Genomic DNA, 21,847 nt, shown 5'->3' with positions numbered 1-21,847 from the left:
GCGCTGCTTTCAGGCCTACAGGAAAACAGCGTTAACCCTTCATGTCCCGCAACCGGCGGCTAAGCCAGATGCCATGATGCGGCCTTTGACGCCATGCTACCGACGAAATGGTGTGCATGGTGTTCAGGTGGCCAAGTATACGTTGCAGATGCTGTTCCAGGGTGCTTAACGGTCCTTGGGACAGCATTTCCGAAGACTCGAGAATATTCACATCGCCGGAACTTCCCGGCCCGTCATACTCCAACCGCTGCTGGCAACGCTGGATAGCAATTTCACAGGATTCCAGATACCTCTGTGCTAAATCCGGCGTCAGCATCGTATGTTCCCTTGCCAGAGTGGTCATCGCGTTAATGTGCTCGACAATAAACTGGCTGTGCGTAACCCACAGTTTCATATCTGCCAGATAGTGTGAGTTAAACCCTGGTTCCTGCATCGCCTGGTTCAGTGAGTTAAACAGAGTGTTATGCGCCTGATTAACCCGCATACGCTGATATGCCAGCGGTGTAGCCTGCGGGTCGTTGCTGAGAATCAGGCGAATGGCTTCCTGATCGGATTCTAGCGCATCGTGGGCGTTCTTACGCAGCAGGCCGCTCTGCCATTGCGGCCACAGCCAGAGTGTGCCGCCAAAGGCGATCAAACAGCCCATCACCGTATCGACAAAGCGCGGTACGATAAACTGCTCCCCATTCAGCGTCAGTAGTTGCAGGGTATACACTGCCGTGACAGTAAAACCTACTGTGGCCCAGCCGTAGTTTTTGCGGATAATCAGGTAGCTCACCAAAGTGATAAGCAACATAGCCGCCAGTGTGAAACCCTCGGGGATATGGAAGTGCAATGTGACGCCAGCGATAATAAGCCCAACGAGAGTACCTGCCGAGCGATGCAGAATACGCACCCGGGTTGCGCCGTAGCCATTTTGCGTGACGAACAATATCGTCATCAGGATCCAGTATGGTTTTGGCAAATGTAAGGCGCTACCCATCAGGCTGGCGATACTTAACATGACGCTGATACGCCCCGCATTACGCAGCGCAGGGGATTTAAACGACAAATAGCTTTTCAGAGCAGGGAGCAACGGCAATCGGCGCTGCTTATCAGCCATCAAATCCCGGGCATAAAGCGGGCGCTGGGTACGCAGCACGCGGGCAATGCGGCTAAAGTGCCAGTAGCAGAACTGTCCAACGGGATTATCCGGATGCTGCCTGGCAATTTTTTCCAGGGTGCCAATCTGCTTTTCCATTGAAAATCGCGTAGGCAAGCGGTGATACAAAATGTCATCTGCCAGCACTCGTAGTCGGGCGGCGACAGTTCGCGCATTCCAGCGAATTACCTGCTCTGCATGGCTGCGTTCGACCAGTTTCTGCACCTCTTCCGGTTGATGCAGGCTGACGGAAATATGCTCCTGTAAATCCAGAGCCTCCTGAAAGGCACGCAGCAGGCGTTTGTACTCATTGTTGTGATGTGCCGACAGCATGTGCATCTGCTGATAACACTGGGTAATGAGATCGACTGCTTTCTGCTGGCGTACCAGCAGCGGAGGCAGCGCTTTTTCAGGATCGATGTGCTGGGTCAGCAGACTGTATTTAGCCTCACAGTAATCGGCCAGTTCGCGGTATAGCAGGCTGAGTGATTCACGTAGCGGCTGCTCGCGCCACAGCCAAAACCAGAACCAGTTGAACAGACCGTACCACAATGTACCCAGCGCATAGATTAACAGTGGCTCCCAGACGGGCATGTTCCCGGCAAGGCTAAGCGTGAAAATTGCAGCAATGAGCGAGGCGGGCAACAATCGTGCATGCAGAGGACTTAACTCTGCAGTTACGCCGAGAATAAGCGTCAGGCCGGTGAGGATCAGCGGTAACGGTATGGTCTGCGCCAGCAGTAGTTGCATGATCAAACTGCATCCGGCAAACAGCGACGCACCAATAATTAAGCGTTTAAAAAAGCGTTTATGTGGGGTGTCAAGACCGGCAATGTTGCAGCAGGCTGGGACGAGGGAGAAAAGCAGCCCCAGATGTAGTTGACCGATGATAAGACCGACACCCACAGGTAAACACAGCACCAGCGTCTGTCGTAGTGCGTAGTTGATCTCGGGGTGATAAATCAGTCTTCGCCACATCAGTGTAAACAAAAATGGCGCATTACTGAGTAACGCGCCATTTTGGCGGAATTAACGTGTGCCGTAAACGACGATGGTTTTACCGTGCGCGGAGATCAGGTTTTGATCTTCCAGCATCTTCAGGATGCGACCAACGGTTTCACGGGAGCAACCCACGATCTGGCCAATTTCCTGACGGGTGATTTTGATCTGCATGCCGTCCGGGTGAGTCATCGCATCAGGTTGTTTCGCCAGGTTCAACAGCGTCTGGGCGATACGGCCTGTCACGTCGAGGAAGGCAAGGTTACCCACTTTCTCGGACGTAACTTGCAGACGACGAGCCATCTGGGAAGACAGACGCATCAGAATATCCGGGTTCACCTGGATTAACTGACGGAATTTTTTGTATGAAATTTCAGCGACTTCACATGCGGTTTTAGCTCGTACCCAGGCGCTACGTTCCTGGCCTTCTTCGAACAGGCCCAGTTCGCCAATAAAATCGCCCTGATTCAGATAAGAGAGGATCATTTCCTTCCCTTCTTCATCTTTGATCAGCACTGCCACTGAGCCTTTAACGATGTAATACAACGTTTCCGCTTTTTCACCCTGGTGAATCAGCGTGCTCTTCGATGGGTACTTATGAATATGGCAATGAGACAAGAACCATTCGAGAGTCGGGTCTGTTTGCGGTTTGCCAAGCACCATGCGCGGTTATCCTCTGTTATAAGCTGTCTCCAGAGCCAGAAAACGACGCTGCCTCTGGGGTTGCAAAAATGTGCTTCCCGCTACCTGGGAAGGGGGCTGCTAAAAAGTGCACTGCAGCCTGTAATGTGATGTCCTCTGCATACATGCAGTACGTCATTGTATTACTGTAGCATCCCGACTGTTTTAGCATAGCTTTCGCCGTGTGTCTCCTGGTGTCTCGCTTCAGCATGACGCAGGTCGCCTTCCGTTGCGAGAATTGTTATGTGCGCGTAATCTGTCAGGAAAATTGAAACATTGGAGTTACGAAATATGCAAGCGCGTGTAAAGTGGGTTGAGGGGTTAACCTTCCTTGGTGAGTCCGCCTCTGGCCACCAAATTCTGATGGACGGTAACTCCGGTGATAAAGCGCCGAGCCCGATGGAAATGGTGTTAATGGCTGCGGGTGGTTGCAGCGCAATTGATGTGGTGTCGATCCTGCAAAAGGGTCGCCAGGATGTGACCAACTGTGAAGTGAAACTCACCTCTGAACGTCGTGAAGAAGCACCGCGTCTTTTTACCCATATCAATCTGCATTTCATTGTCACCGGCCATGACCTGAAAGATGCCTCCGTGTCCCGCGCGGTAGATCTTTCGGCTGAGAAATATTGCTCCGTGGCGTTGATGCTGGAAAAAGCGGTGAATATCACCCATTCCTATGAAGTGATTGCTGCTTCGTAATGCACGCCTGATGGCGTCATACTTATCAGGCCTGCATGATGTAAACCCGTAGGCCGGATAAGGCATCAGCCGCCATCCGGCAACACTTCACTCGATCCTCTTTCCTTCCATCAGTCGTTGCACTAACGGCAGCATGATCAATTCCATTGCCAGCCCCATCTTGCCACCCGGTACGACTAACGTATTGATGTGGGAGATGAATGAACCCTGCAGCATCGCCAGCAACCAGGGATAATCGATCCCTTCCAGGTTGCGGAAATGAATCACCACAAAGCTCTCATCCAGTGACGGAATACTCTTGGCCGCAAAGGGATTGGAGGTGTCGACAGTTGGCACACGCTGGAAGTTAATATGCGTGCGGGAAAACTGTGGAGTGATGTAATTGATGTAGTCGTCCATTGAACGCACGACCGAGTCCATCACCGCTTCACGTGAGTGTCCGCGCTCGCTGGTATCACGGGTCAGTTTCTGAATCCATTCCAGGTTGACGATTGGCACAACGCCAACCAGCAGGTCGACATGTCGCGCCACATTTTGTTGCGGAGTGACGACACCGCCGTGCAGTCCTTCGTAGAACAGAACGTCAGTCGGCTCAGGTAGTGGTTGCCAGGGGGTAAACGTACCTGGAACCTGGTTCCACGGAACGGCTTCGTCGTAAGTGTGCAGATATTTACGCGACTGGCCTTTTCCTGCCTGACCATACTCAATGAAGGTTTGTTCTAACAGGCCGAAGTCATTGGCTTCGGGGCCGAAATAGCTGATATGCCGTCCGGCATCGCGCGCTTTGCGGATCGCCATGTCCATTTCCGGGCGGGTATAGCGATGAAAACTGTCACCTTCCACCTCGGCAGCACGCAGATTTAACTGCGCGAAAATTTTACGAAACGCGAGGCTGGTGGTGGTGGTCCCCGCGCCGCTGGATCCTGTTACCGCAATCACCGGATGTTTGGCAGACATAACAACTCCATAAATAGGTTGGTTTTTTTATTATAGTCAGCCGTCGGCAGCGGATTACTCGTGAAGCTGTTTCCTCGGCATAATGTTGACCGTTTCATGCAGTTCGGACCACACCAGCACGGCTTCACCAGATTGTAGTTGGCGTTTGACGTCGGCGACTTTTTGTTCGAGCGAGCGTTCATGTTCACCATAATCGGTGCCTTCACGCAAGACAAAGCTTTCAATCAGGTTGTCCAGTGCTTCCGGGGAGATATCCTGCCACGGGATCATCATGATGACGCCTCCAGGTATGTTGTCAGCCAGTCTGGGATACGGGACTCCAGCCACATCTCAGGATGGCGCAATGTGCCACCAATAAATCCGACGTGTCCGCCGTGTTCGGTTAACTGATATTCCACCTGCGATGGCAGGTTTTCCGGTTTGGGGATCACATGATGATCCATAAAAGGATCGTCTTTGGCATGAATAATCAGCGTCGGTTTGGCGATCTGATTCAATAACGGCATGGCACTACACTGACGATAATAGTCTATAGCATCGGCAAAACCGTGGATTTTGGCGGTGATGAGATCGTCAAAATCGCGAATGCGGCGCAGGGATTTCAGTTGCGCCAGACTGACCGGCAGTGAGCCTGGATAGGCTTCGAGTTTACGTGAGGCATTGGCTTTTAAAAGATTGAGCAGATAGCGCTGATAGACCCGGGAGAAACCTTTCTCCATATGGTAGCTACAGGCTTCGAGCACGAAAGGTGCGGATACGATAACCGCCGCATCTATCGGAATGTCTCGCCCTTCTTTTGCCAGCAGGCATGCCAGCATATTGCCGCCGAGCGAATAACCTACCGCCGCAGTTGGTACGCGGCCGTATTCACGTTCCAGCCAGTGTAAAAACCAGGTGCCGTCTTCGGTTTCGCCGGAGTGATAAATTCGGTTCAGGCGATTCGGTTCTCCGCTACAGCCGCGAAAGTGCATCACCACACCCAGCCAGCCGCGCTTTTGCGCTGCTTCAATCAGTCCATGAGCATATGGACTATTCAGGCTACCTTCCAGGCCGTGAAAAACCACCAGACGCGGTTTATGTTTTGCCTGCTGTGGATCTTCACTCCAGGCCAGATCGACAAAGTCGCCATCAGGTAACTCGAGCCGCTGCCAGTGGGCGTCGAACTTCACTTTACGGCGAATCAAACGCGGTAGCATCGTCTGTAGATGGCGATTACGGATCCCGCGCATCGGACGGAATTCTCGTGAATCGTCGGCGGATGGGGTCATTTCTGTAGGAGTGATTTCAACCATAACACCAGAGCAATCAATAAACGGAATGAGCAACTATACCGCGCAGAAGGCCTGCGGGTTAGTCAATATGTAAGTTTACGCTTAGTCAGTCAGTAGGTTACGCGAGAAAAGATGGATATCCACGCCGGGTTTACGCCGCCATAAACGGGCTTTTCGCGTGCCTGTCGCCATACTTTCACCGGTATCTTCAAACATGCCTGATGCTTCAAAGCGGCGGATCAGACTTTTACGCTGAATGGACTGGCCAAGGATTACCTCAGTGGCTTCCTGGAGCTGACCATGAGTAAAGGTATCCGGTAAACAGTAAACGGGCAGTAAAGAATACATCGTTTTTTGCCGTAGCCGATGCAGGGCCGCCTCAATGATTTTCTGGTGGTCAAATGCGAGTGGATAGTCGGCAAGTTTATCAACAGGAACCCAACGGGCATCACTGACGCTGGCAATGTGCGGCTCACAGTCTACCCAGGCGATCAAGGCGAACCAGGTGACGGTCAGGCTCCAGCCGCGCGGATCACGATCTGGTCCGGAAAACGTATCCAGTTGTTCCAACCAGGAAGGAGAAACACCTGTTTTTTCAGTGAGTTTACGCATTGCCGTGGCACGGGTGGAATCATCGTGGGCCATATCAATGAAGCCACCGGGTAATCCCCAGCACCCCTTTTGTGGCTGGTTTGCCCGTTCTACCAGCAACACACACAGCGCCTGTTGATGCAGGGTAAACAACACACTATCCACTGTCACCAAAGGGGAGGGAAAGCGGCGGGCATCATACTGATTCAGATAGTCAGCTTCGGTGGTCATAAGGTACTCACGATGATTTGCAACGCTCACAAGTGTACCAGCCCAACCATGGGGGGCAAGTTTCGTTTTTTCTTGTTACTTATCAGTTGATTATCACCATGGTGAAGATTAATGCATATTATGCTTGCTTTAAATATGTCTTAAGGACATTATTAATTGTGTCTAAAGGACACAATTAAGGAGAGAGCGATGAGCGTAAAATTGACATTAACCCTGGATGAGCAGGTGTACGCAATTGCCAGCGGTGTTTTTCCTGACGGGGCCGCTTGGTTGAAAGTAACCGATGCGTTGCCATCCTCTGCTCGTCTGATGCGCATTCGGGCGATGGCAATGCGTGATATGAACGACTTTATGCTGGTGGCGCAACTAGTGGAAGCGGTTCGCCACCAAACCGATGTACTGGTCAGTCACCTCGAACTCCCCTGGCTGCCATGGGCGCGCCAGGACCGACATATGGTCGCGGGTGACAGCTTTGCGCTGAAAGTCTTTGCCAGTCAGCTCAATACACTGAAGTTTGACAAGGTAAAAGTGCTCGACCCACACAGCGAAGCCGCGGCAGCGGCAATAGATAACTTTGTGGCTATTTCGCAGGAGACCTGTCTGCAACAAAGCGTGACCCTGCAGCGCCAGTTTCAACAAAAAGCGTTGATGCTGGTTGCACCAGATGCCGGATCGTTGAAGAGAATTGATGCTGTCGCCAGAGCGGTAGGTGTCTCTGAATATGCCATTCTGAGCAAAAAACGTGATGTGGCAACTGGCAATCTGACCGGGTTTGCACTGGTTGCGGGGAATGTTAAGGGCAGAGATCTGCTGATTGTTGACGACCTGTGTGATGCCGGTGGCACCTTTATTGGATCAGCTCAGGTTTTACGTGATGCCGGAGCCCGCAGCGTTAGCCTGTATGTCACCCACGGTATCTTTTCTAAGGGTGTTGAGCACTTGTTCGCCAACGGCATTGATGCCATCTACACCACAACCTCTTTAGCTGTATCTGCGCTGGCACATCCGCAGCTTGAACTTATCGATATTGACGCGATTTACCGCGCCTGAGGGAGATAATTATTATGAAAATGAACCCTATTCTGGCCATCGACGGCTACAAAGTTTCTCACCGCGTACAGTATCCGCAAGGAACCAGCCGGGTCTATTCCAACTTTACGCCACGTAGCGATCGCTTTTTTTCGTCACCACTGCTGGATGGCAAGTTGGTGTTCTTCGGTCTGCAGGGATTTCTGCAGTGGTTTCTGATCGACCTGTTTAACGAGGCGTTCTTTGCTCGAGCGCAGGAAGAGGTGGTAAAGGAATACAAGCAGGTAATGGACAGCTATCTTGGAAAAGATGCTGTAGCGGTTGACCACATTCGCGCGCTGCACCAGTTGGGTTATTTGCCACTGCATATCAAGGCGCTGGATGAAGGTAGCAAAGTTCCGATGGCGGTGCCGGTATTAACCATCATCAATACCAAACCTGAGTTTTTCTGGCTGGTGAATTACCTTGAGACTGTGTTGTCGGCGGAACTGTGGAAAGCGTCAACTAACGCTACTATTGCTCACCACTATCGCAAAATCTGCGAACGTTGGGCGGAGAAAACCTGTAGCGATCAGACACATCTCGATTTCCAGTGTCATGATTTTTCATTTCGAGGCATGTCTGGTTTGCAGGATACCATGCAGGCAGGAAGCGGGCATTTGCTGAGTTTTAAAGGTACTGACAGCATTCCATCGTTGCTCTATGCCCGCGATTATTACACTGACGGCGAAGGATATTTTATCGGCGCCAGTATTCCCGCAACTGAGCACAGCGTAATGTGTATGGGGGAGCGCGAGCATGAGATTGAAACTTTTCGTCGCCTGATTGCTGATCTCTACCCGCAGGGATTTGTGTCGATAGTCTCAGATACCTGGGACTACTGGCAGGTGTTGACGGAATATACCCTTGAACTAAAGCACATCATTTTGGCGCGTGAGGGCCGGGTAGTATTCCGCCCGGACAGCGGTAATCCGGTAGATATTCTGTGCGGCACCAGCGCGGATGAAGATTCTCGTGCCGATCGTACCCCGCAGGAGAAAGGCTCAGTGGAAGTGCTGTGGGAAATTTTTGGCGGCACGATTAACTCCAAAGGGTATAAGGTGCTCGACCCACATGTCGGGTTGATCTATGGCGATTCCATTACCCTTGAGCGGGCGAATGAAATCCTGCGTCGCCTGGAAGCAAAAGGATTTGCCAGTTCAAATGTGGTATTTGGGGTTGGTTCATTCACTTACCAGTACAGCACGCGTGATACATTTGGTTTTGCGATGAAAGCAACATGGGGGGAGGTTGACGGTAAAGGACGGACGATCTTTAAAGAGCCGAAAACCGACAATGGTCTGAAACGTTCAGCCCGGGGACTGCTGCGCGTCGCGCGTGATGATCAAGGTGAGCTATGCCTGCATGATGAACAAAACTGGGGGCAGGAGATGGAAGGAGAGTTGAAAACGCGCTTTCTTGACGGCAAGCTTTTCAATCGTGAACATTTCGAACAAATTCGCCAGCGTCTGGCGACGCAACGCTAGTTTACATCCTCCCATTAATCTGTCGCTAGGCCGGATAAGACGCTTTCGCACCTTTATCCGGCAATCAAGGCTACTCGGCAAGCATTTGCTCAAGCTGTTCCTGCGCGTCCAGCCAGGCCATTTCGCACTCTTCCAGCCCGGATTTTGCGCTCGCCTGTTGTTGCAGGCATGCCGTTAGTTCAGCTTTGCGACTTTGGTCGTACAGTTCGCTGTCGCCAAGCTTCTCTTCCGCCTGTGCCAGTTGTGCGTGTAGCTTTTCCATCTCTTTTTCCAGACGGGTTATCTCTTTACGCAGTGGTTGCGTCAGGGTTCGCAGCTCTGCTTCGCGGCGCTTCTGGTCTTTACGCGCCTGGGCGCTGTTGACACTCTCTTTCGCCGGTTCGTCGCTCTGGTTTTCCTGCTTTTGTACGTCGCTTAGCCACTGCTGATAATCTTCCAGATCGCCATCAAACGGCTCGACCTTCTTGTCGTGTACCAGATAGAGGTCGTCGGTAGTGGAGCGAATCAGGTGACGGTCGTGCGAAACCACAACCAGTGCGCCTTCGAAATCAATTAATGCTTCGGTCAGCGCCTGACGCATGTCGAGATCCAGGTGGTTAGTCGGCTCATCGAGCAGCAACAGGTTCGGGCGTTGCCAGACGATCAGCGCCAGCACCAGACGCGCTTTTTCACCGCCGGAGAAGCGCGCGGTCTGTTCGGTAACTTTATCTCCCTGGAAGCCGAATCCGCCGAGGTAATCGCGTAGTTTCTGTTCCAGCTCTTGCGGCGCCATGCGTGCCAGATGCTGAATAGGGGATTCATCAGCCCGCAGGAACTCCAATTGATGCTGAGCGAAATAGCCGAGCTTAATACCCTTCGCCAGACCGATTTCACCACTGATCGGCGCCAGTTCTCCCGCCAGCAGTTTAATCAGCGTTGATTTACCCGCACCGTTACGTCCTAACAGGCCGATACGTGACCCCGGAACCAGGTTCAGCTTGATGGAGTCGAGGATGACGCGATCGCCATAGCCTGCGCTGACTTTTTCCATTTTCAGCAATGGATTGGGCAGGCTTTCCGGCGCGCGGAAACTGAAATGGAACGGGTTATCGACATGAGCCGGAGCGATGAGCTCCATGCGTTCCAGCATTTTAATACGGCTCTGTGCCTGCTTTGCTTTAGTTGCTTTGGCGCGGAAGCGATCGATGTAGCTTTGCAGATGCGCCACGCGCTCCTGCTGGCTTTCGTACATCGCCTGCTGTTGTGCGAGACGCGTAGCGCGCTGAATTTCAAACGCGCTGTAGTTACCGGTGTACTCGAACATCGTCTGTTGTTCGATATGAATAATTTTATCTACCACCGGATCGAGGAAATCACGGTCATGAGAGATCAGGATCAGCGTGCCCTGATAGCTTTTCAGCCACCGTTCCAGCCAGATTACCGCGTCGAGATCGAGGTGGTTGGTCGGTTCATCAAGCAGCAGAAGATCTGAACGACAAATCAGTGCCTGAGCAAGGTTGAGGCGCATACGCCATCCGCCGGAGAAATCGCTGACCGGACGTTCAAGCTGCTCATTCGAAAAACCGAGGCCGTGTAACAGGCTGGCGGCACGCGAGCGAACCGTCCATGCATCAATAGCGTCCAGTTTGCCGTGTACGGTCGCAATGGCGTTTCCATCGTTACGTTCGTTGGCATCGTTCAACTGTGCTTCCAGCTGACGATATTCGCGGTCACCGTCAATCACGTACTCCAGCGCAGGCTGAGGAAGTGCTGGTGTTTCCTGGTTCACCCAAGCGAGCTGCCAGTTACCAGGGAACGTAAATCCCCCGGCGTCGGCGCTGATTTCATTTTTCAGCAATGCCAGCAGGGTAGATTTACCGCAGCCATTTTTACCGACCAGACCAACCTTCTGCCCTGGATTAATGGTGGCCGTGGCATTGTCCAGTAAGACGCGCACGCCGCGACGAATTTGTAACGAGGAGAAAACAATCATAAGGCGCCGTATGTTCAGACTATGTTAATTTATCATTATGATAATGTAATGTGCGGGCGCTTTGCCGCACCGAGGCGCAATGGTAGCCCAAAACGTCGAAAATAGACAAAAGACATAACCGGGAGGGGAATGATGTTCCAGCCAGCGAAAGTTTTGCTGCTGTATGCCCATCCGGAATCTCAGGACTCGGTCGCGAACCGGGTTCTGCTTAAACCGGCCATGCAGCTCAGTAATGTTACCGTGCACGATCTTTACGCACACTATCCCGATTTTTTTATCGATATTCCGCGCGAGCAGGAACTACTGCGTGAGCATGATGTGATTGTTTTCCAGCATCCGCTATACACCTATAGCTGTCCGGCCCTGTTAAAGGAATGGCTTGACCGTGTTCTCAGCCGTGGATTCGCCAGCGGTCCGGGTGGAAATCAACTGGCGGGAAAGTACTGGCGGAGTGTCATCACTACTGGTGAGCCGGAAAGTGCTTACCGTTATGATGCGCTGAACCGCTATCCGATGAGCGATGTGCTGCGCCCTTTTGAGTTGACGGCCGGAATGTGCCGGATGCACTGGATGAGCCCTATTATCGTTTACTGGGCCAGGCGGCAGACAAAGCAGGAGCTGGACAGTCATGCTAAAGCGTATGGCGACTGGCTGGCAAATCCGATTCCTTCGGGAGGCCGCTGATGGAAGGTTCTGATTTATTACTGGCGGGAGTGTTATTCCTCTTCGCGGCGGTAGCTGCGGTGCCGTTGGCATCGCGGCTGGGCATTGGCCCTGTTTTGGGGTATTTGCTGGCGGGGATCGCTATTGGTCCGTGGGGACTAGGGTTCATCAGCGATGTGGATGAAATCCTCCACTTCTCTGAATTGGGTGTGGTTTTTCTGATGTTTATCATTGGGCTGGAGCTTAACCCTTCCAAGCTATGGCAGTTGCGACGCTCAATATTTGGCGTCGGCGCAGCTCAAGTGATGCTCAGCGCAGTGGTTCTGGCTGGCCTGCTGATGCTCACGAATTTCTCCTGGCAGGCGGCAGTAGTGGGCGGAATCGGGTTGGCGATGTCCTCAACGGCGATGGCGCTGCAGCTGATGCGGGAAAAGGGGATGAACCGCAGCGAATCCGGGCAACTGGGTTTTTCGGTATTACTATTTCAGGATCTGGCGGTGATCCCCGCGCTGGCGTTGGTTCCGCTGTTAGCCGGTTCTGCTGACGAACATTTTGACTGGATCAAAGTAGGAATGAAGGTGCTGGCCTTTGCTGGCATGTTGATTGGTGGGCGTTATCTGCTCCGTCCCGTTTTTCGCTTTATCGCGGATTCCGGCGTACGGGAGGTATTTACCGCAGCCACTCTGCTCCTGGTACTGGGTTCTGCTTTATTCATGGATGCGTTGGGGTTGTCGATGGCCCTTGGAACTTTTATCGCGGGCGTGCTGCTGGCGGAAAGCGAATATCGACATGAGCTGGAAACGGCAATTGATCCTTTTAAAGGTCTGTTGCTTGGTTTGTTCTTCATATCTGTGGGGATGTCGCTAAATCTTGGCGTTCTGTATACCCACATTCTGTGGGTGGTCGCGAGCGTTATTGTGCTGGTAGTTGTTAAGACGCTGGTGCTGTATCTATTGGCGCGACTGAATGGGATGAGAAGCTCGGAGCGTATGCAGTTTGCCGGTGTGTTAAGCCAGGGGGGAGAATTTGCCTTCGTCCTTTTTTCAACGGCATCATCACAACGACTGTTTCAGGGCGATCAAATGGCGCTGCTGCTGGTGACCGTCACATTGTCGATGATGACGACACCGTTGTTGATGAAGCTGATTGATAAATGGCTCTCCCGCCAGATTAACGGCCCGGATGATGAAGATGAAAAACCTTGGGTGGAAGATGATAAACCGCAGGTGATTGTGGTGGGGTTTGGGCGCTTTGGGCAGGTAATAGGCCGTTTGCTGATGGCGAATAAAATGCGTATTACCGTGCTGGAACGCGATATCAGCGCGGTTAATCTGATGCGTAAATATGGCTATAAAGTTTATTACGGCGATGCGACACAAGTAGAACTTTTACGTTCCGCTGGTGCTGAAGCGGCGGAGTCGATAGTGATCACCTGTAACGAGCCTGAAGATACGATGAAGCTGGTGGAACTGTGTCAGCAGCATTTTCCGCATTTGCATATTCTTGCGCGAGCGCGCGGACGCGTGGAAGCACATGAGTTATTACAAGCTGGTGTAACGCAGTTTTCCCGCGAAACCTTTTCGAGTGCGCTGGAATTGGGACGTAAAACTCTGGTTTCATTGGGTATGCATCCGCATCAGGCCCAACGTGCTCAGCTGCATTTCCGGCGGCTGGACATGCGTATGCTACGGGAGTTGATCCCGATACATACCGATACGGTACAAATCTCTCGTGCCAGAGAAGCCCGGCGCGAACTGGAGGAAATTTTCCATCGAGAGATGCAGCAAGAGCGACGACAGCTGGATGGCTGGGATGAATTTGAGTAGGGGATAACCATGGCAATTCGTAAACGTTTTATTGCAGGTGCAAAATGTCCGTCCTGCCAGGCGCAGGACTCGCTGGCGATGTGGCGCGAAAATAATATCGATATTGTTGAGTGTGTTAAGTGTGGCCATCAGATGCGGGAAGCCGATAAAGAAGCACGCGAGCACGTTCGCAAAGAAGAACAAGTGATAGGGATTTTTCATCCGGACTAGCGATATGGCGCAGCTTTTTTTAAGCTAGAGGGTACACGGGTGCAGAATTCCGCTACAATCTGCGCCACTATTCTTTCCATGCTCAGGAGATATCATGAAAGTAGCAAAGGACCTGGTGGTCAGCCTGGCCTATCAGGTACGTACAGAAGACGGTGTGTTGGTTGATGAGTCTCCGGTGAGTGCACCGCTGGACTACCTGCATGGTCACGGTTCCCTGATCTCTGGTCTGGAAACAGCGCTGGACGGTCATGAAGTTGGCGATAAATTCGATGTTGCTGTAGGCGCAAACGACGCTTATGGTCAGTATGACGAAAACCTGGTGCAGCGCGTTCCTAAAGATGTATTTATGGGCGTTGATGAACTGCAGGTTGGCATGCGCTTCCTGGCTGAAACCGACCAGGGACCTGTACCGGTAGAAATTACCGAAGTGGAAGACGACCACGTAGTGGTTGACGGTAACCACATGCTGGCTGGCCAGAACCTGAAATTCAACGTTGAAGTTGTTGCGATCCGCGAAGCAACCGAAGAAGAACTGGCTCACGGTCACGTTCACGGTGCGCACGGTCATGACCACGATCACGACCACGACGGTTGCTGCGGCGGTCATGGCCACGACCATGGGCACGAGCACGGCGGCGAAGGTTGCTGCGGCGGTGGCGGTAAAGGTAATGGCGGCTGCGGTTGCCACTAATACCCTTCGTCTTTCAACCCACAGCGGTATTGGCTGTGATTTGAAATCCTTTGGGTATATATGAGTAGGCCGGATAAGATGTTTACGTCGCTATCCGGCACAAAAAAAGCGGGAATTCCCCGCTTTTTTTATGTCTCTGACCCATCCTGAATAGCGTTGACACGTTCCTGACTTAAATACGGAGAACGTGATGATGACTGAGTTCAAACGCACCCAACGCGATTACCCTCTATCCTTTAAAATAGCTGTTGTTGAGCAGGTTGAAAAAGGCGAGATGACCTATAAACAGGCCCAGCAGCGGTATGGTATTCAGGGGCGCTCCACCGTTCTTGTCTGGTTGCGTAAGTATGGCCGACTTGACTGGAGTCCCGGACTTCCTGACCTGGTGAAGAGGAAACTGCCTGTGGCTCAGACGATTATCCCGCTTACACCCGAGCAAAGAATCAGGGAACTTGAAGAACAGCTTGAGCTGGCGAACCAGAAAGCTGAGTTTTTTGAGTCGGTTATCAACGTCCTGAAAAATGATTACGGGGTGAGCGTTGTAAAAAAGCGGCCCGGCAAGTCCTCGCGCAAAGTCCGGCCACAAAAATAACTGTTACGCGTGCATGCCAGTTCCTGGGGCACAGCAGACAGGCGTGGTATCAGGACAACACAAGACGCATAAAAAGACAGGAACATCATGCTCAGGTTATTGAGTTTGTTGCCCGAGTCAGGTGTCGTCAGCCGCGAATCGGTACGCGTAAACTGCACTATCTGCTGAACACTCAGTCCGATAAAATGCTGAATATCGGACGAGACCATCTGTTTAACCTGCTGGATGAATACCGGCTCCTGGTGCCAGTGAAACGGGCATATCACAAAACCACTAACAGCCATCATCGCTTTTACCGGCATCCTAATCTGCTGAAACCCGGCCCTGAGCAGGTTACCCCCCTTGAGCCAGAGCAGGTCTGGGTCGCTGATATAACTTACCTTCCGCTGCGCAGCGGCACGGCTTATCTGAGTCTGGTCACCGATGCCTGCTCCAGAAAAATCGTGGGTTACCATGTCGGGGAAAACCTGCAGACAGAAAACGTGGTAAAGGCGTTCAGACAGGCTCTGAGGCGGAGAAAAACGACAGGTCCGCTGGTACATCACTCTGACAGAGGACTGCAATACTGTTCGGTACTTTATCAGTCAGTTCATGAGCGAAACGGAATAACCTGTTCAATGACCGATGGTTACGATTGCTACCAGAATGCGCTGGCTGAGAGAATAAACGGGATACTGAAAAATGAGTTTTTACTCTCGCGCCCGGAGGATCTTGCACAAGCCCGGATGATGGTAAAAGAGTCCGTGGCAATTTATAACCATGAACGGCCACATCTGGCCCTGAAATACAAAACGCCCGATGATGTTCATCAGGCGTTTTACAGACAAAAAACTGTCAACCTATATCAGGACTAGTCACACTGAATGAATCACGGCTTAGCGACAAAACCAATCGCTTCATAAACCGCTTTCAGCGTTTCAGATGCGCGAGCACTGGCTTTTTCTGCGCCGTCTTTCATTACTTTCTGCAGGAAAGCTTCATCATTACGATAACGGTGGTAGCGCTCCTGAAGCTCAGTCAGCATACCGGAAACAGCTTCCGCAACTTCGCCTTTCAGGTGACCATACATTTTGCCTTCAAAGTGCTGTTCCAGTTCTGGAATGCTCTGGCCGGTCACGGCAGAGAGAATATCCAGCAGGTTAGCAACACCCGCTTTATTCTGCAGATCGTAGCGCACAACAGGCGGCTCATCGGAATCCGTCATTGCACGTTTGATTTTTTTAACCACTGATTTCGGATCTTCCAGCAGGCCGATCACGTTGTTACGGTTGTCATCCGACTTAGACATTTTCTTCGTCGGCTCCAGCAGGGACATCACGCGCGCACCAGATTTAGGAATAAACGGCTCAGGCACTTTAAAGATATCGCCATACAGCGCATTAAAACGCTGGGCAACATCGCGGCTCAGTTCCAGGTGCTGCTTCTGATCCTCACCTACCGGTACCAGATTCGTCTGGTACAGCAGAATATCAGCGGCCATCAGTACCGGATAGTCAAACAGACCGGCGTTGATGTTCTCAGCGTAGCGCGCAGATTTGTCTTTGAACTGGGTCATACGGCTCAGTTCACCAAAATAGGTGTAGCAGTTCAGCGCCCAGCCTAACTGTGCATGCTCTGGTACGTGGGACTGAACAAAAATGGTGCTTTTCTCAGGATCGATACCACACGCCAGATAAAGCGCCAGCGTATCCAGTGTTGCTTTACGCAGCTTCTGAGCATCCTGACGGACGGTGATAGCATGCTGGTCCACAATACAGTAGATGCAATGGTAGTCATCCTGCATGTTTACCCATTGACGCAGCGCACCCATATAGTTGCCAATGGTCAATTCACCTGAGGGCTGTGCGCCACTAAAAACGATGGGCTTAGTCATTTTTCAATTCCTGATTTTCGCTATGCGGAAGCCCGAGTGCGGGCAGAAGGTCATTAATGCTGTCGTAAATTACATCTGGCTGGCTGAGATCTATCCCTTCACCGTAGTTATAACCATACGTTAGGCCAACTGAGGGACAACCAGCCGCTTTTGCGGCCTGAATATCATTGCGCGAATCGCCCACAAAGAGCAATTGCTCGGGGGGAATCCCCATCCTGTCAGCCACTAACAGTAGTGGATCGGGATGCGGTTTTTTGTTTTTCACGTCGTCACCACCGATGACCACGCTAAAATATTTGGCGATGTCCAATGCGTTGAGCAACGGCGCCACAAACGGCGTTGGTTTGTTGGTCACCAGGCCTAACGGCAGGCCTTGCGCATGCAACGCACCCAGCGTATCAGCAACATGAGGGAACAAGAAGGTTCCTTCTTCAGCGATATCACCGTAATAGCGGTCGAACAGCTTACGTAAAATACGCACCTGCTCTTCAGCAGGAATGTCGTCATCTACGGGCGGTTTACCCATCGTTTTACGCAGCGTGGCACGCTCCAGACGAGCCCAGGTGAGCGCACGCTCCATCAACACATCAGCGCCATTACCTATCCAGGTAATCACGCGTTCTTCACCCGCCGTCGGTAACTCCAGCGCGTACAGCGCCATATCCACCGCTGCGGCTAATCCTGGCGCACTGTCAACCAGCGTACCGTCGAGGTCGAATGCAACGCCACGAATGTCCTGAAATTTATGCATGACTTACCTTCGCCAATTCATTGCGCATTTCATCAATGACTTTTTTGTAGTCTGGTTGGTCGAAAATTGCAGAGCCTGCGACAAACATATCAGCACCCGCTGCCGCGATTTCGCCAATGTTGTTCACCTTGACGCCGCCATCGACTTCCAGGCGGATGTCATAGCCGGATTCATCAATACGGCGACGGACTTCACGTAATTTTTCCAGCGTTTGCGGAATGAAAGACTGCCCGCCAAACCCCGGATTTACGGACATCAGCAGGATCACATCCAGCTTATCCATTACGTAGTCCAGGTAGCTCAGCGGTGTCGCCGGGTTAAACACCAGACCCGCCTTGCAACCGTTCTCTTTGATGAGCTGTAAAGTGCGGTCGACATGCTCGGAGGCTTCAGGATGAAAAGTAATGATGCTGGCTCCTGCCGCAGCAAAGTCCGGGACAATACGATCAACCGGCTTCACCATCAGATGGACATCAATTGGGGCAGTGATCCCATATTTACGCAGCGACTTCAACACCATCGGCCCGATAGTCAGATTCGGTACATAGTGGTTGTCCATGACGTCGAAGTGCACGACATCGGCACCGGCAGCTAATGCTCTCGCGGTGTCCTCACCCAGGCGGGCAAAATCAGCCGACAGAATTGAGGGGGCAATCAAATACTGTTTCATCCGCTTCTCCTTGAGAATTATTTTTTCGCAGGCGTTACGACCCCTGGTTTGTACAGAGCCAGCAATTCGTTCACCTTTTTACGTGTGCCGCCGTTGCTGCTTATACTGCGCCGCACTTTGACCTGAAAATGTTTCGCCGCTTTGTACCACTCTCGGGTATCGGGCGTGTCATGGTTCGAAATTAACACCGGGATTCGCTTACTGACCAGCTTTTCTGCCATCTCAGCCAAACGGGCCTGCTCTTTTGGGCTGAAGCTGTTGGTATGATAAGCGGTGAAATTCGCCGTAGCAGACAATGGGGCATACGGCGGATCACAATAGACGACAGAGTTTACATCGGCACGATCCATGCACTCTTCATACGAAAGGCAATGGAATTCTGCATTCTGCGCTTTTTCTGCAAAATGATACAACTCTGCTTCCGGGAAATAGGGTTTTTTATAACGGCCAAATGGCACGTTAAATTCGCCACGGAGGTTATAACGACACAGGCCATTGTAGCCAAAACGGTTCAGATATAAGAACAGCACCGCACGTCGAAACGGATCCTGACAGGCATTAAATTCTTCCCGATACTGATAGTACACCTCAGCCTGATTAGTTTCAGGTACAAACAGCTCGCGTGAAGCCTGCACATACTCATCAGTACGCGCCTTCACGATGTTATAGAGACTGATGAGGTCGCTGTTGATATCGGCAAGAATATAACGAGAAAAGTCGGTGTTGAGGAACACCGACCCGGCACCCACGAAGGGTTCAACCAGACATTCACCTTGGGGCAAATGCCGCTTGATATCATCAAGCAGGGGGTATTTTCCCCCTGCCCACTTCAGAAAAGCGCGATTTTTTTTCATGCTGACTAACTAATTACACCTTCTCCGGCTGTGGAGAAAGCTCCGACAGCATCCTGCGCTTTAGTCTTTGTCCCGCAATTGGGCGAAACATCAAACAATTGCAGAACATAGCCTATCTTACTTCAAATCTGCCTGAACCTGATGCAGCGGTTTTGCCCACGGATTTTTCGCCTGAATATCGGCAGGCAACGTAGACACTGCACGTTTAGCGTCATCTTTAGACGCATACACGCCAGTCACCAGAACATACCACGGTTGACCGTTACGCGTCGTCTGATACACCACGTAGTTTTTCAGGTTCTCTTTCTTCGCCCAACCATTCAGGTTGTCGTAGTTAGAAGAACTGCTGAGCTGCAAAGTGTAATGACTGGACGGTGCGGATTTTAAAGCACCAACATTCCCTGCACTTTTCGCGCCGCCAGCAACAGGTGTTGTAGTCGTTGTCGCAGGTGCAGCAGTCTGGGCAGGCGTCGTACTTACGGTTGCTTTTGGCTCAGTTGTCGCTTTTGGTGTAGCTGTCACGGCTGGCGCTTTCGTCGTAGTGACTGGCGCTGTCGGTTCAGTGCGTTTCGCCTGAGCAACCGGTTTTGGCTCTGTCGGCGTCGCTTTCACTGTAGTTTGCGGCTTACTCTTCGGCTCAATAACAACCTGTTTGCGTTCTGCCGGACGCGTAGTTACGTGGCGTTCCGCAGGTTCTGTTGTAGCAGTCTGACGTGCCGTATTGCCATTGCGAATTGGTGCAACGGTAGCAGGTTCAGTGGGCAGCGTAGAATTCACTACCACATTATTAACTTGTTCCTGGCCTTGCGGCTGCGTCAGGGCATTGTTCAGATCGCCCTGCACTTCAACCCGCTGCTGACCTTCAGCGGCAGCAGGTGCCTGTCCTTGGGTCGGTGTAGAGGAAATCGGTGGCAGAGAAACATCCTGCTGCGTATTGCCAGCCGGCTGAGCCGTGCTCGCTTGATCCGTTGCGTTACTGCCAGAAAGATCGATGCTCTTCTCGCCAGACGCAGTCTGATCACTGGAAGAGGAGGATGAGGGGGCCTTCAGCGCTGAACCGATACCGATGATCAACAGCAATAGCACCAGGACACCTACGCCCATCATCATGTACTGACGAGAGGCAGGTTTACTGGCAGCTTGTTTACGCTTACGCGGACGACGTTCTACACGCTCTTCATCCACAGCTTCGTCATCAGATTCATAGTCTTCTTCAACTTCTTGCTCTTCATCACGCTCTTTACGCGCACGCGTTGGACGACGATCGTCGGCATCCAGATCAACATCATCAAAATTGATTTGCGGCTCATTATCACGTTCAGACGATTGACGAGAACGACCAGTACGACGATCGCTGGGATCGGGTTTCAGCTCGTCTTCTGGTTTGAATTCATCCATTTAACACCCCACTCAAAGGTTAATGCTTACGACTTTGCACATAACCTGAAGCTAAAAGACTTACGCTTTGCAACGCAAGCCGGACCTTTCTTGTTGTTACACCTGCTGGCAATCAGCAATAGCGTTAAGAACCACCTCATGCGACACTCCGCCGCGTACTTCACTCTTCCCTATGGCCAGCGGAAGCACTAAACGAATCTCTCCCGCCAACACTTTCTTATCACGCAGCATGTGCGGCAAATATGCCTGAGTAGACATCTCACGAGGTCCATTAACCGGTAAGCCTGCTCGCTTAAGCAGCGTAATGATGCGCTGCGTATCAGAGGAGGTAAACTGGCCCAGGCGCTCTGACGTACGAGCCGCCATCACCATACCTGCTGCAACAGCTTCACCATGCAACCAATTGCCATAACCCATTTCAGCTTCGATTGCGTGGCCAAACGTATGCCCCAGATTCAGTAAAGCACGTAAGCCCATTTCGCGCTCGTCTGCTGCGACAACTTCTGCTTTCAGCTCACAACAACGGCGGATACAGTACGCCATTGCCGGGCCATCCAGACGTAACAGCGCGTCCAGATTTTCTTCCAGCCAACTGAAAAATTCACCGTCAAGAATGATGCCGTACTTGATTACTTCCGCCAGTCCCGATGCCAGCTCTCGCGCAGGAAGCGTTTTCAGACAGTCGAGATCCACCACCACGGAGGCCGGTTGGTAAAACGCGCCAATCATATTTTTACCGAGGGGATGGTTTACGGCAGTTTTGCCGCCAACGGAGGAGTCAACCTGCGACAACAGCGTTGTCGGAACTTGAATAAAACGTACACCACGCTGATAGCTTGCCGCAGCAAAACCGGTAAGATCGCCAATCACGCCGCCACCGAGAGCAACCAGCGTGGTATCACGACCGTGCGGTTTTTGCAGTAACGCGGTGAAAACCGTGTCCAGAACCGTCAGGCTTTTATATTGCTCACCATCGGGAAGGATCACGCTATCAACGTTAACACCCGCCTGTTCAAGTACGCCGCGAATCTTATCGAGATAAAGGGGAGCCAGAGTTTCGTTGGTCACCAACATAACCTGATCGCCCGATTTCAGCGGTAAGAATGAAGCCGGTTCATTAAACAAACCAGCCGCGATGGTGATAGGGTAACTACGTTCCCCGAGAGTGACTGTAATCCTCTCCATGACGCGACATCCACCTTAGTTACTTGTACCCGCAGAC

The 21,847-nt window shown here is 51.9% G+C and carries 20 protein-coding genes and 1 pseudogene; 8 read left to right on the top strand and 13 right to left on the bottom strand.

Translation table 11 applies throughout. The features are described from left to right. Positions 1–31: 31 nt before the first annotated feature. Together LG384_RS19285 and crp are read right to left on the bottom strand one after the other, a co-directional pair. Complete coding sequence (locus LG384_RS19285; protein ID WP_048222853.1) at positions 32–2,119, bottom strand: YccS/YhfK family putative transporter; 2,088 nt, start codon at positions 2,117–2,119, stop codon at positions 32–34. A gap of 51 nt (positions 2,120–2,170) precedes the next feature. Then, positions 2,171–2,803, bottom strand: coding sequence for a cAMP-activated global transcriptional regulator CRP (crp, locus tag LG384_RS19280; protein WP_000242758.1), 633 nt, complete (start codon positions 2,801–2,803; stop codon positions 2,171–2,173). Between the two features lie 309 nt (positions 2,804–3,112). Between crp and LG384_RS19275 the strand changes: the two genes are divergently transcribed. Then, positions 3,113–3,520, top strand: coding sequence for an OsmC family protein (locus tag LG384_RS19275; RefSeq protein ID WP_045448374.1), 408 nt, complete (start codon positions 3,113–3,115; stop codon positions 3,518–3,520). Positions 3,521–3,607: 87 nt separating this feature from the next. Here the strand turns inward: LG384_RS19275 and LG384_RS19270 are convergent, their stop codons facing one another. The 4 genes and pseudogenes from LG384_RS19270 to LG384_RS19255 form a co-directional block, all read right to left on the bottom strand. Further along, entirely contained in the window at positions 3,608–4,477 is an 870-nt protein-coding gene (locus LG384_RS19270) for a phosphoribulokinase (RefSeq protein ID WP_045448372.1), read from the bottom strand. Positions 4,478–4,531: 54 nt separating this feature from the next. Beyond that, a complete protein-coding gene (locus LG384_RS19265) occupies positions 4,532–4,750 on the bottom strand; it encodes a YheU family protein (protein WP_045448370.1) in 219 nt (72 codons plus the stop codon). Beyond that, positions 4,747–5,815: pseudogene (locus LG384_RS19260) on the bottom strand (hydrolase). The gene LG384_RS19265 and the pseudogene LG384_RS19260 overlap by 4 nt, the downstream one beginning before the upstream one ends. Positions 5,816–5,850: 35 nt before the next feature. Further along, a complete protein-coding gene (locus LG384_RS19255) occupies positions 5,851–6,570 on the bottom strand; it encodes an NUDIX domain-containing protein (protein ID WP_045449811.1) in 720 nt (239 codons plus the stop codon). A gap of 189 nt (positions 6,571–6,759) precedes the next feature. On the opposite strand from LG384_RS19255, the gene prs reads away from it, so the two are divergent. Together prs and LG384_RS19245 are read left to right on the top strand one after the other, a co-directional pair. Then, a complete protein-coding gene (prs, locus tag LG384_RS19250; protein WP_225761400.1) occupies positions 6,760–7,620 on the top strand; it encodes a ribose-phosphate diphosphokinase in 861 nt (286 codons plus the stop codon). A 14-nt stretch (positions 7,621–7,634) separates the two neighbouring features. Then, positions 7,635–9,125, top strand: a complete 1,491-nt coding sequence (locus tag LG384_RS19245) for a nicotinate phosphoribosyltransferase (protein WP_225761399.1) — start codon at positions 7,635–7,637, stop codon at positions 9,123–9,125. A gap of 70 nt (positions 9,126–9,195) precedes the next feature. Here the strand turns inward: LG384_RS19245 and LG384_RS19240 are convergent, their stop codons facing one another. After that, positions 9,196–11,097 (bottom strand): ABC transporter ATP-binding protein, encoded by a 1,902-nt coding sequence (locus LG384_RS19240; RefSeq protein WP_045448362.1) that lies wholly within the window; start codon positions 11,095–11,097, stop codon positions 9,196–9,198. Positions 11,098–11,229: 132 nt separating this feature from the next. On the opposite strand from LG384_RS19240, the gene kefG reads away from it, so the two are divergent. From kefG to LG384_RS19215, 5 genes are all read left to right on the top strand, one after another. Further along, on the top strand, positions 11,230–11,781 hold the full coding sequence (kefG, locus tag LG384_RS19235; protein WP_225761600.1) for a glutathione-regulated potassium-efflux system ancillary protein KefG: 552 nt from the start codon (positions 11,230–11,232) through the stop codon (positions 11,779–11,781). Further along, positions 11,781–13,586 carry a glutathione-regulated potassium-efflux system protein KefB gene (gene kefB, locus LG384_RS19230; protein ID WP_045448360.1) on the top strand — a complete coding sequence of 602 codons (1,806 nt, stop codon included), beginning with the start codon at positions 11,781–11,783 and terminating at the stop codon, positions 13,584–13,586. The genes kefG and kefB overlap by 1 nt, the downstream gene beginning before the upstream one ends. A gap of 9 nt (positions 13,587–13,595) precedes the next feature. After that, complete coding sequence (locus LG384_RS19225) at positions 13,596–13,796, top strand: YheV family putative zinc ribbon protein (RefSeq protein WP_005121675.1); 201 nt, start codon at positions 13,596–13,598, stop codon at positions 13,794–13,796. A gap of 94 nt (positions 13,797–13,890) precedes the next feature. Next, entirely contained in the window at positions 13,891–14,487 is a 597-nt protein-coding gene (gene slyD / locus LG384_RS19220) for a peptidylprolyl isomerase (RefSeq protein WP_045448357.1), read from the top strand. A 190-nt stretch (positions 14,488–14,677) separates the two neighbouring features. Further along, positions 14,678–15,933, top strand: a protein-coding gene (locus LG384_RS19215; protein WP_225761398.1) for an IS3 family transposase whose coding sequence is annotated in 2 segments (ribosomal slippage) — positions 14,678–15,029 and positions 15,029–15,933 — 1,257 coding nt in all. Because the reading frame shifts where the segments join, the coding sequence is not laid out codon by codon here. Positions 15,934–15,947: 14 nt separating this feature from the next. Here LG384_RS19215 and trpS read toward each other — a convergent pair. From trpS to aroB, 6 genes are all read right to left on the bottom strand, one after another. Further along, on the bottom strand, positions 15,948–16,952 hold the full coding sequence (gene trpS / locus LG384_RS19210; RefSeq protein WP_045448410.1) for a tryptophan--tRNA ligase: 1,005 nt from the start codon (positions 16,950–16,952) through the stop codon (positions 15,948–15,950). Next, on the bottom strand, positions 16,945–17,703 hold the full coding sequence (gene gph / locus LG384_RS19205; protein ID WP_225761397.1) for a phosphoglycolate phosphatase: 759 nt from the start codon (positions 17,701–17,703) through the stop codon (positions 16,945–16,947). The genes trpS and gph overlap by 8 nt, the downstream gene beginning before the upstream one ends. Next, complete coding sequence (gene rpe, locus LG384_RS19200; protein WP_045448414.1) at positions 17,696–18,373, bottom strand: ribulose-phosphate 3-epimerase; 678 nt, start codon at positions 18,371–18,373, stop codon at positions 17,696–17,698. The genes gph and rpe overlap by 8 nt, the downstream gene beginning before the upstream one ends. A gap of 17 nt (positions 18,374–18,390) precedes the next feature. After that, positions 18,391–19,227 carry an adenine-specific DNA-methyltransferase gene (gene dam, locus LG384_RS19195; RefSeq protein WP_045448416.1) on the bottom strand — a complete coding sequence of 279 codons (837 nt, stop codon included), beginning with the start codon at positions 19,225–19,227 and terminating at the stop codon, positions 18,391–18,393. 117 nt (positions 19,228–19,344) lie between these two features. After that, the gene (damX, locus tag LG384_RS19190) at positions 19,345–20,625 is read right to left on the bottom strand and encodes a cell division protein DamX (RefSeq protein ID WP_225761396.1); all 1,281 of its coding nucleotides are present in this window, start codon (positions 20,623–20,625) and stop codon (positions 19,345–19,347) included. Between the two features lie 96 nt (positions 20,626–20,721). Further along, positions 20,722–21,810: a 3-dehydroquinate synthase gene (aroB, locus tag LG384_RS19185; RefSeq protein WP_048222884.1), complete on the bottom strand. Its 1,089-nt coding sequence runs from the start codon at positions 21,808–21,810 to the stop codon at positions 20,722–20,724. Positions 21,811–21,847 lie beyond the last annotated feature (37 nt).

The sequence above is a fragment of the Citrobacter sp. Marseille-Q3906 genome, assembly GCF_916618775.1.
Lineage (GTDB): Bacteria > Pseudomonadota > Gammaproteobacteria > Enterobacterales > Enterobacteriaceae > Citrobacter > Citrobacter murliniae.
The sequence above is the reverse complement of the archived record's forward strand: the minus strand, read 5'-3'. Positions and strand labels throughout refer to the sequence as shown.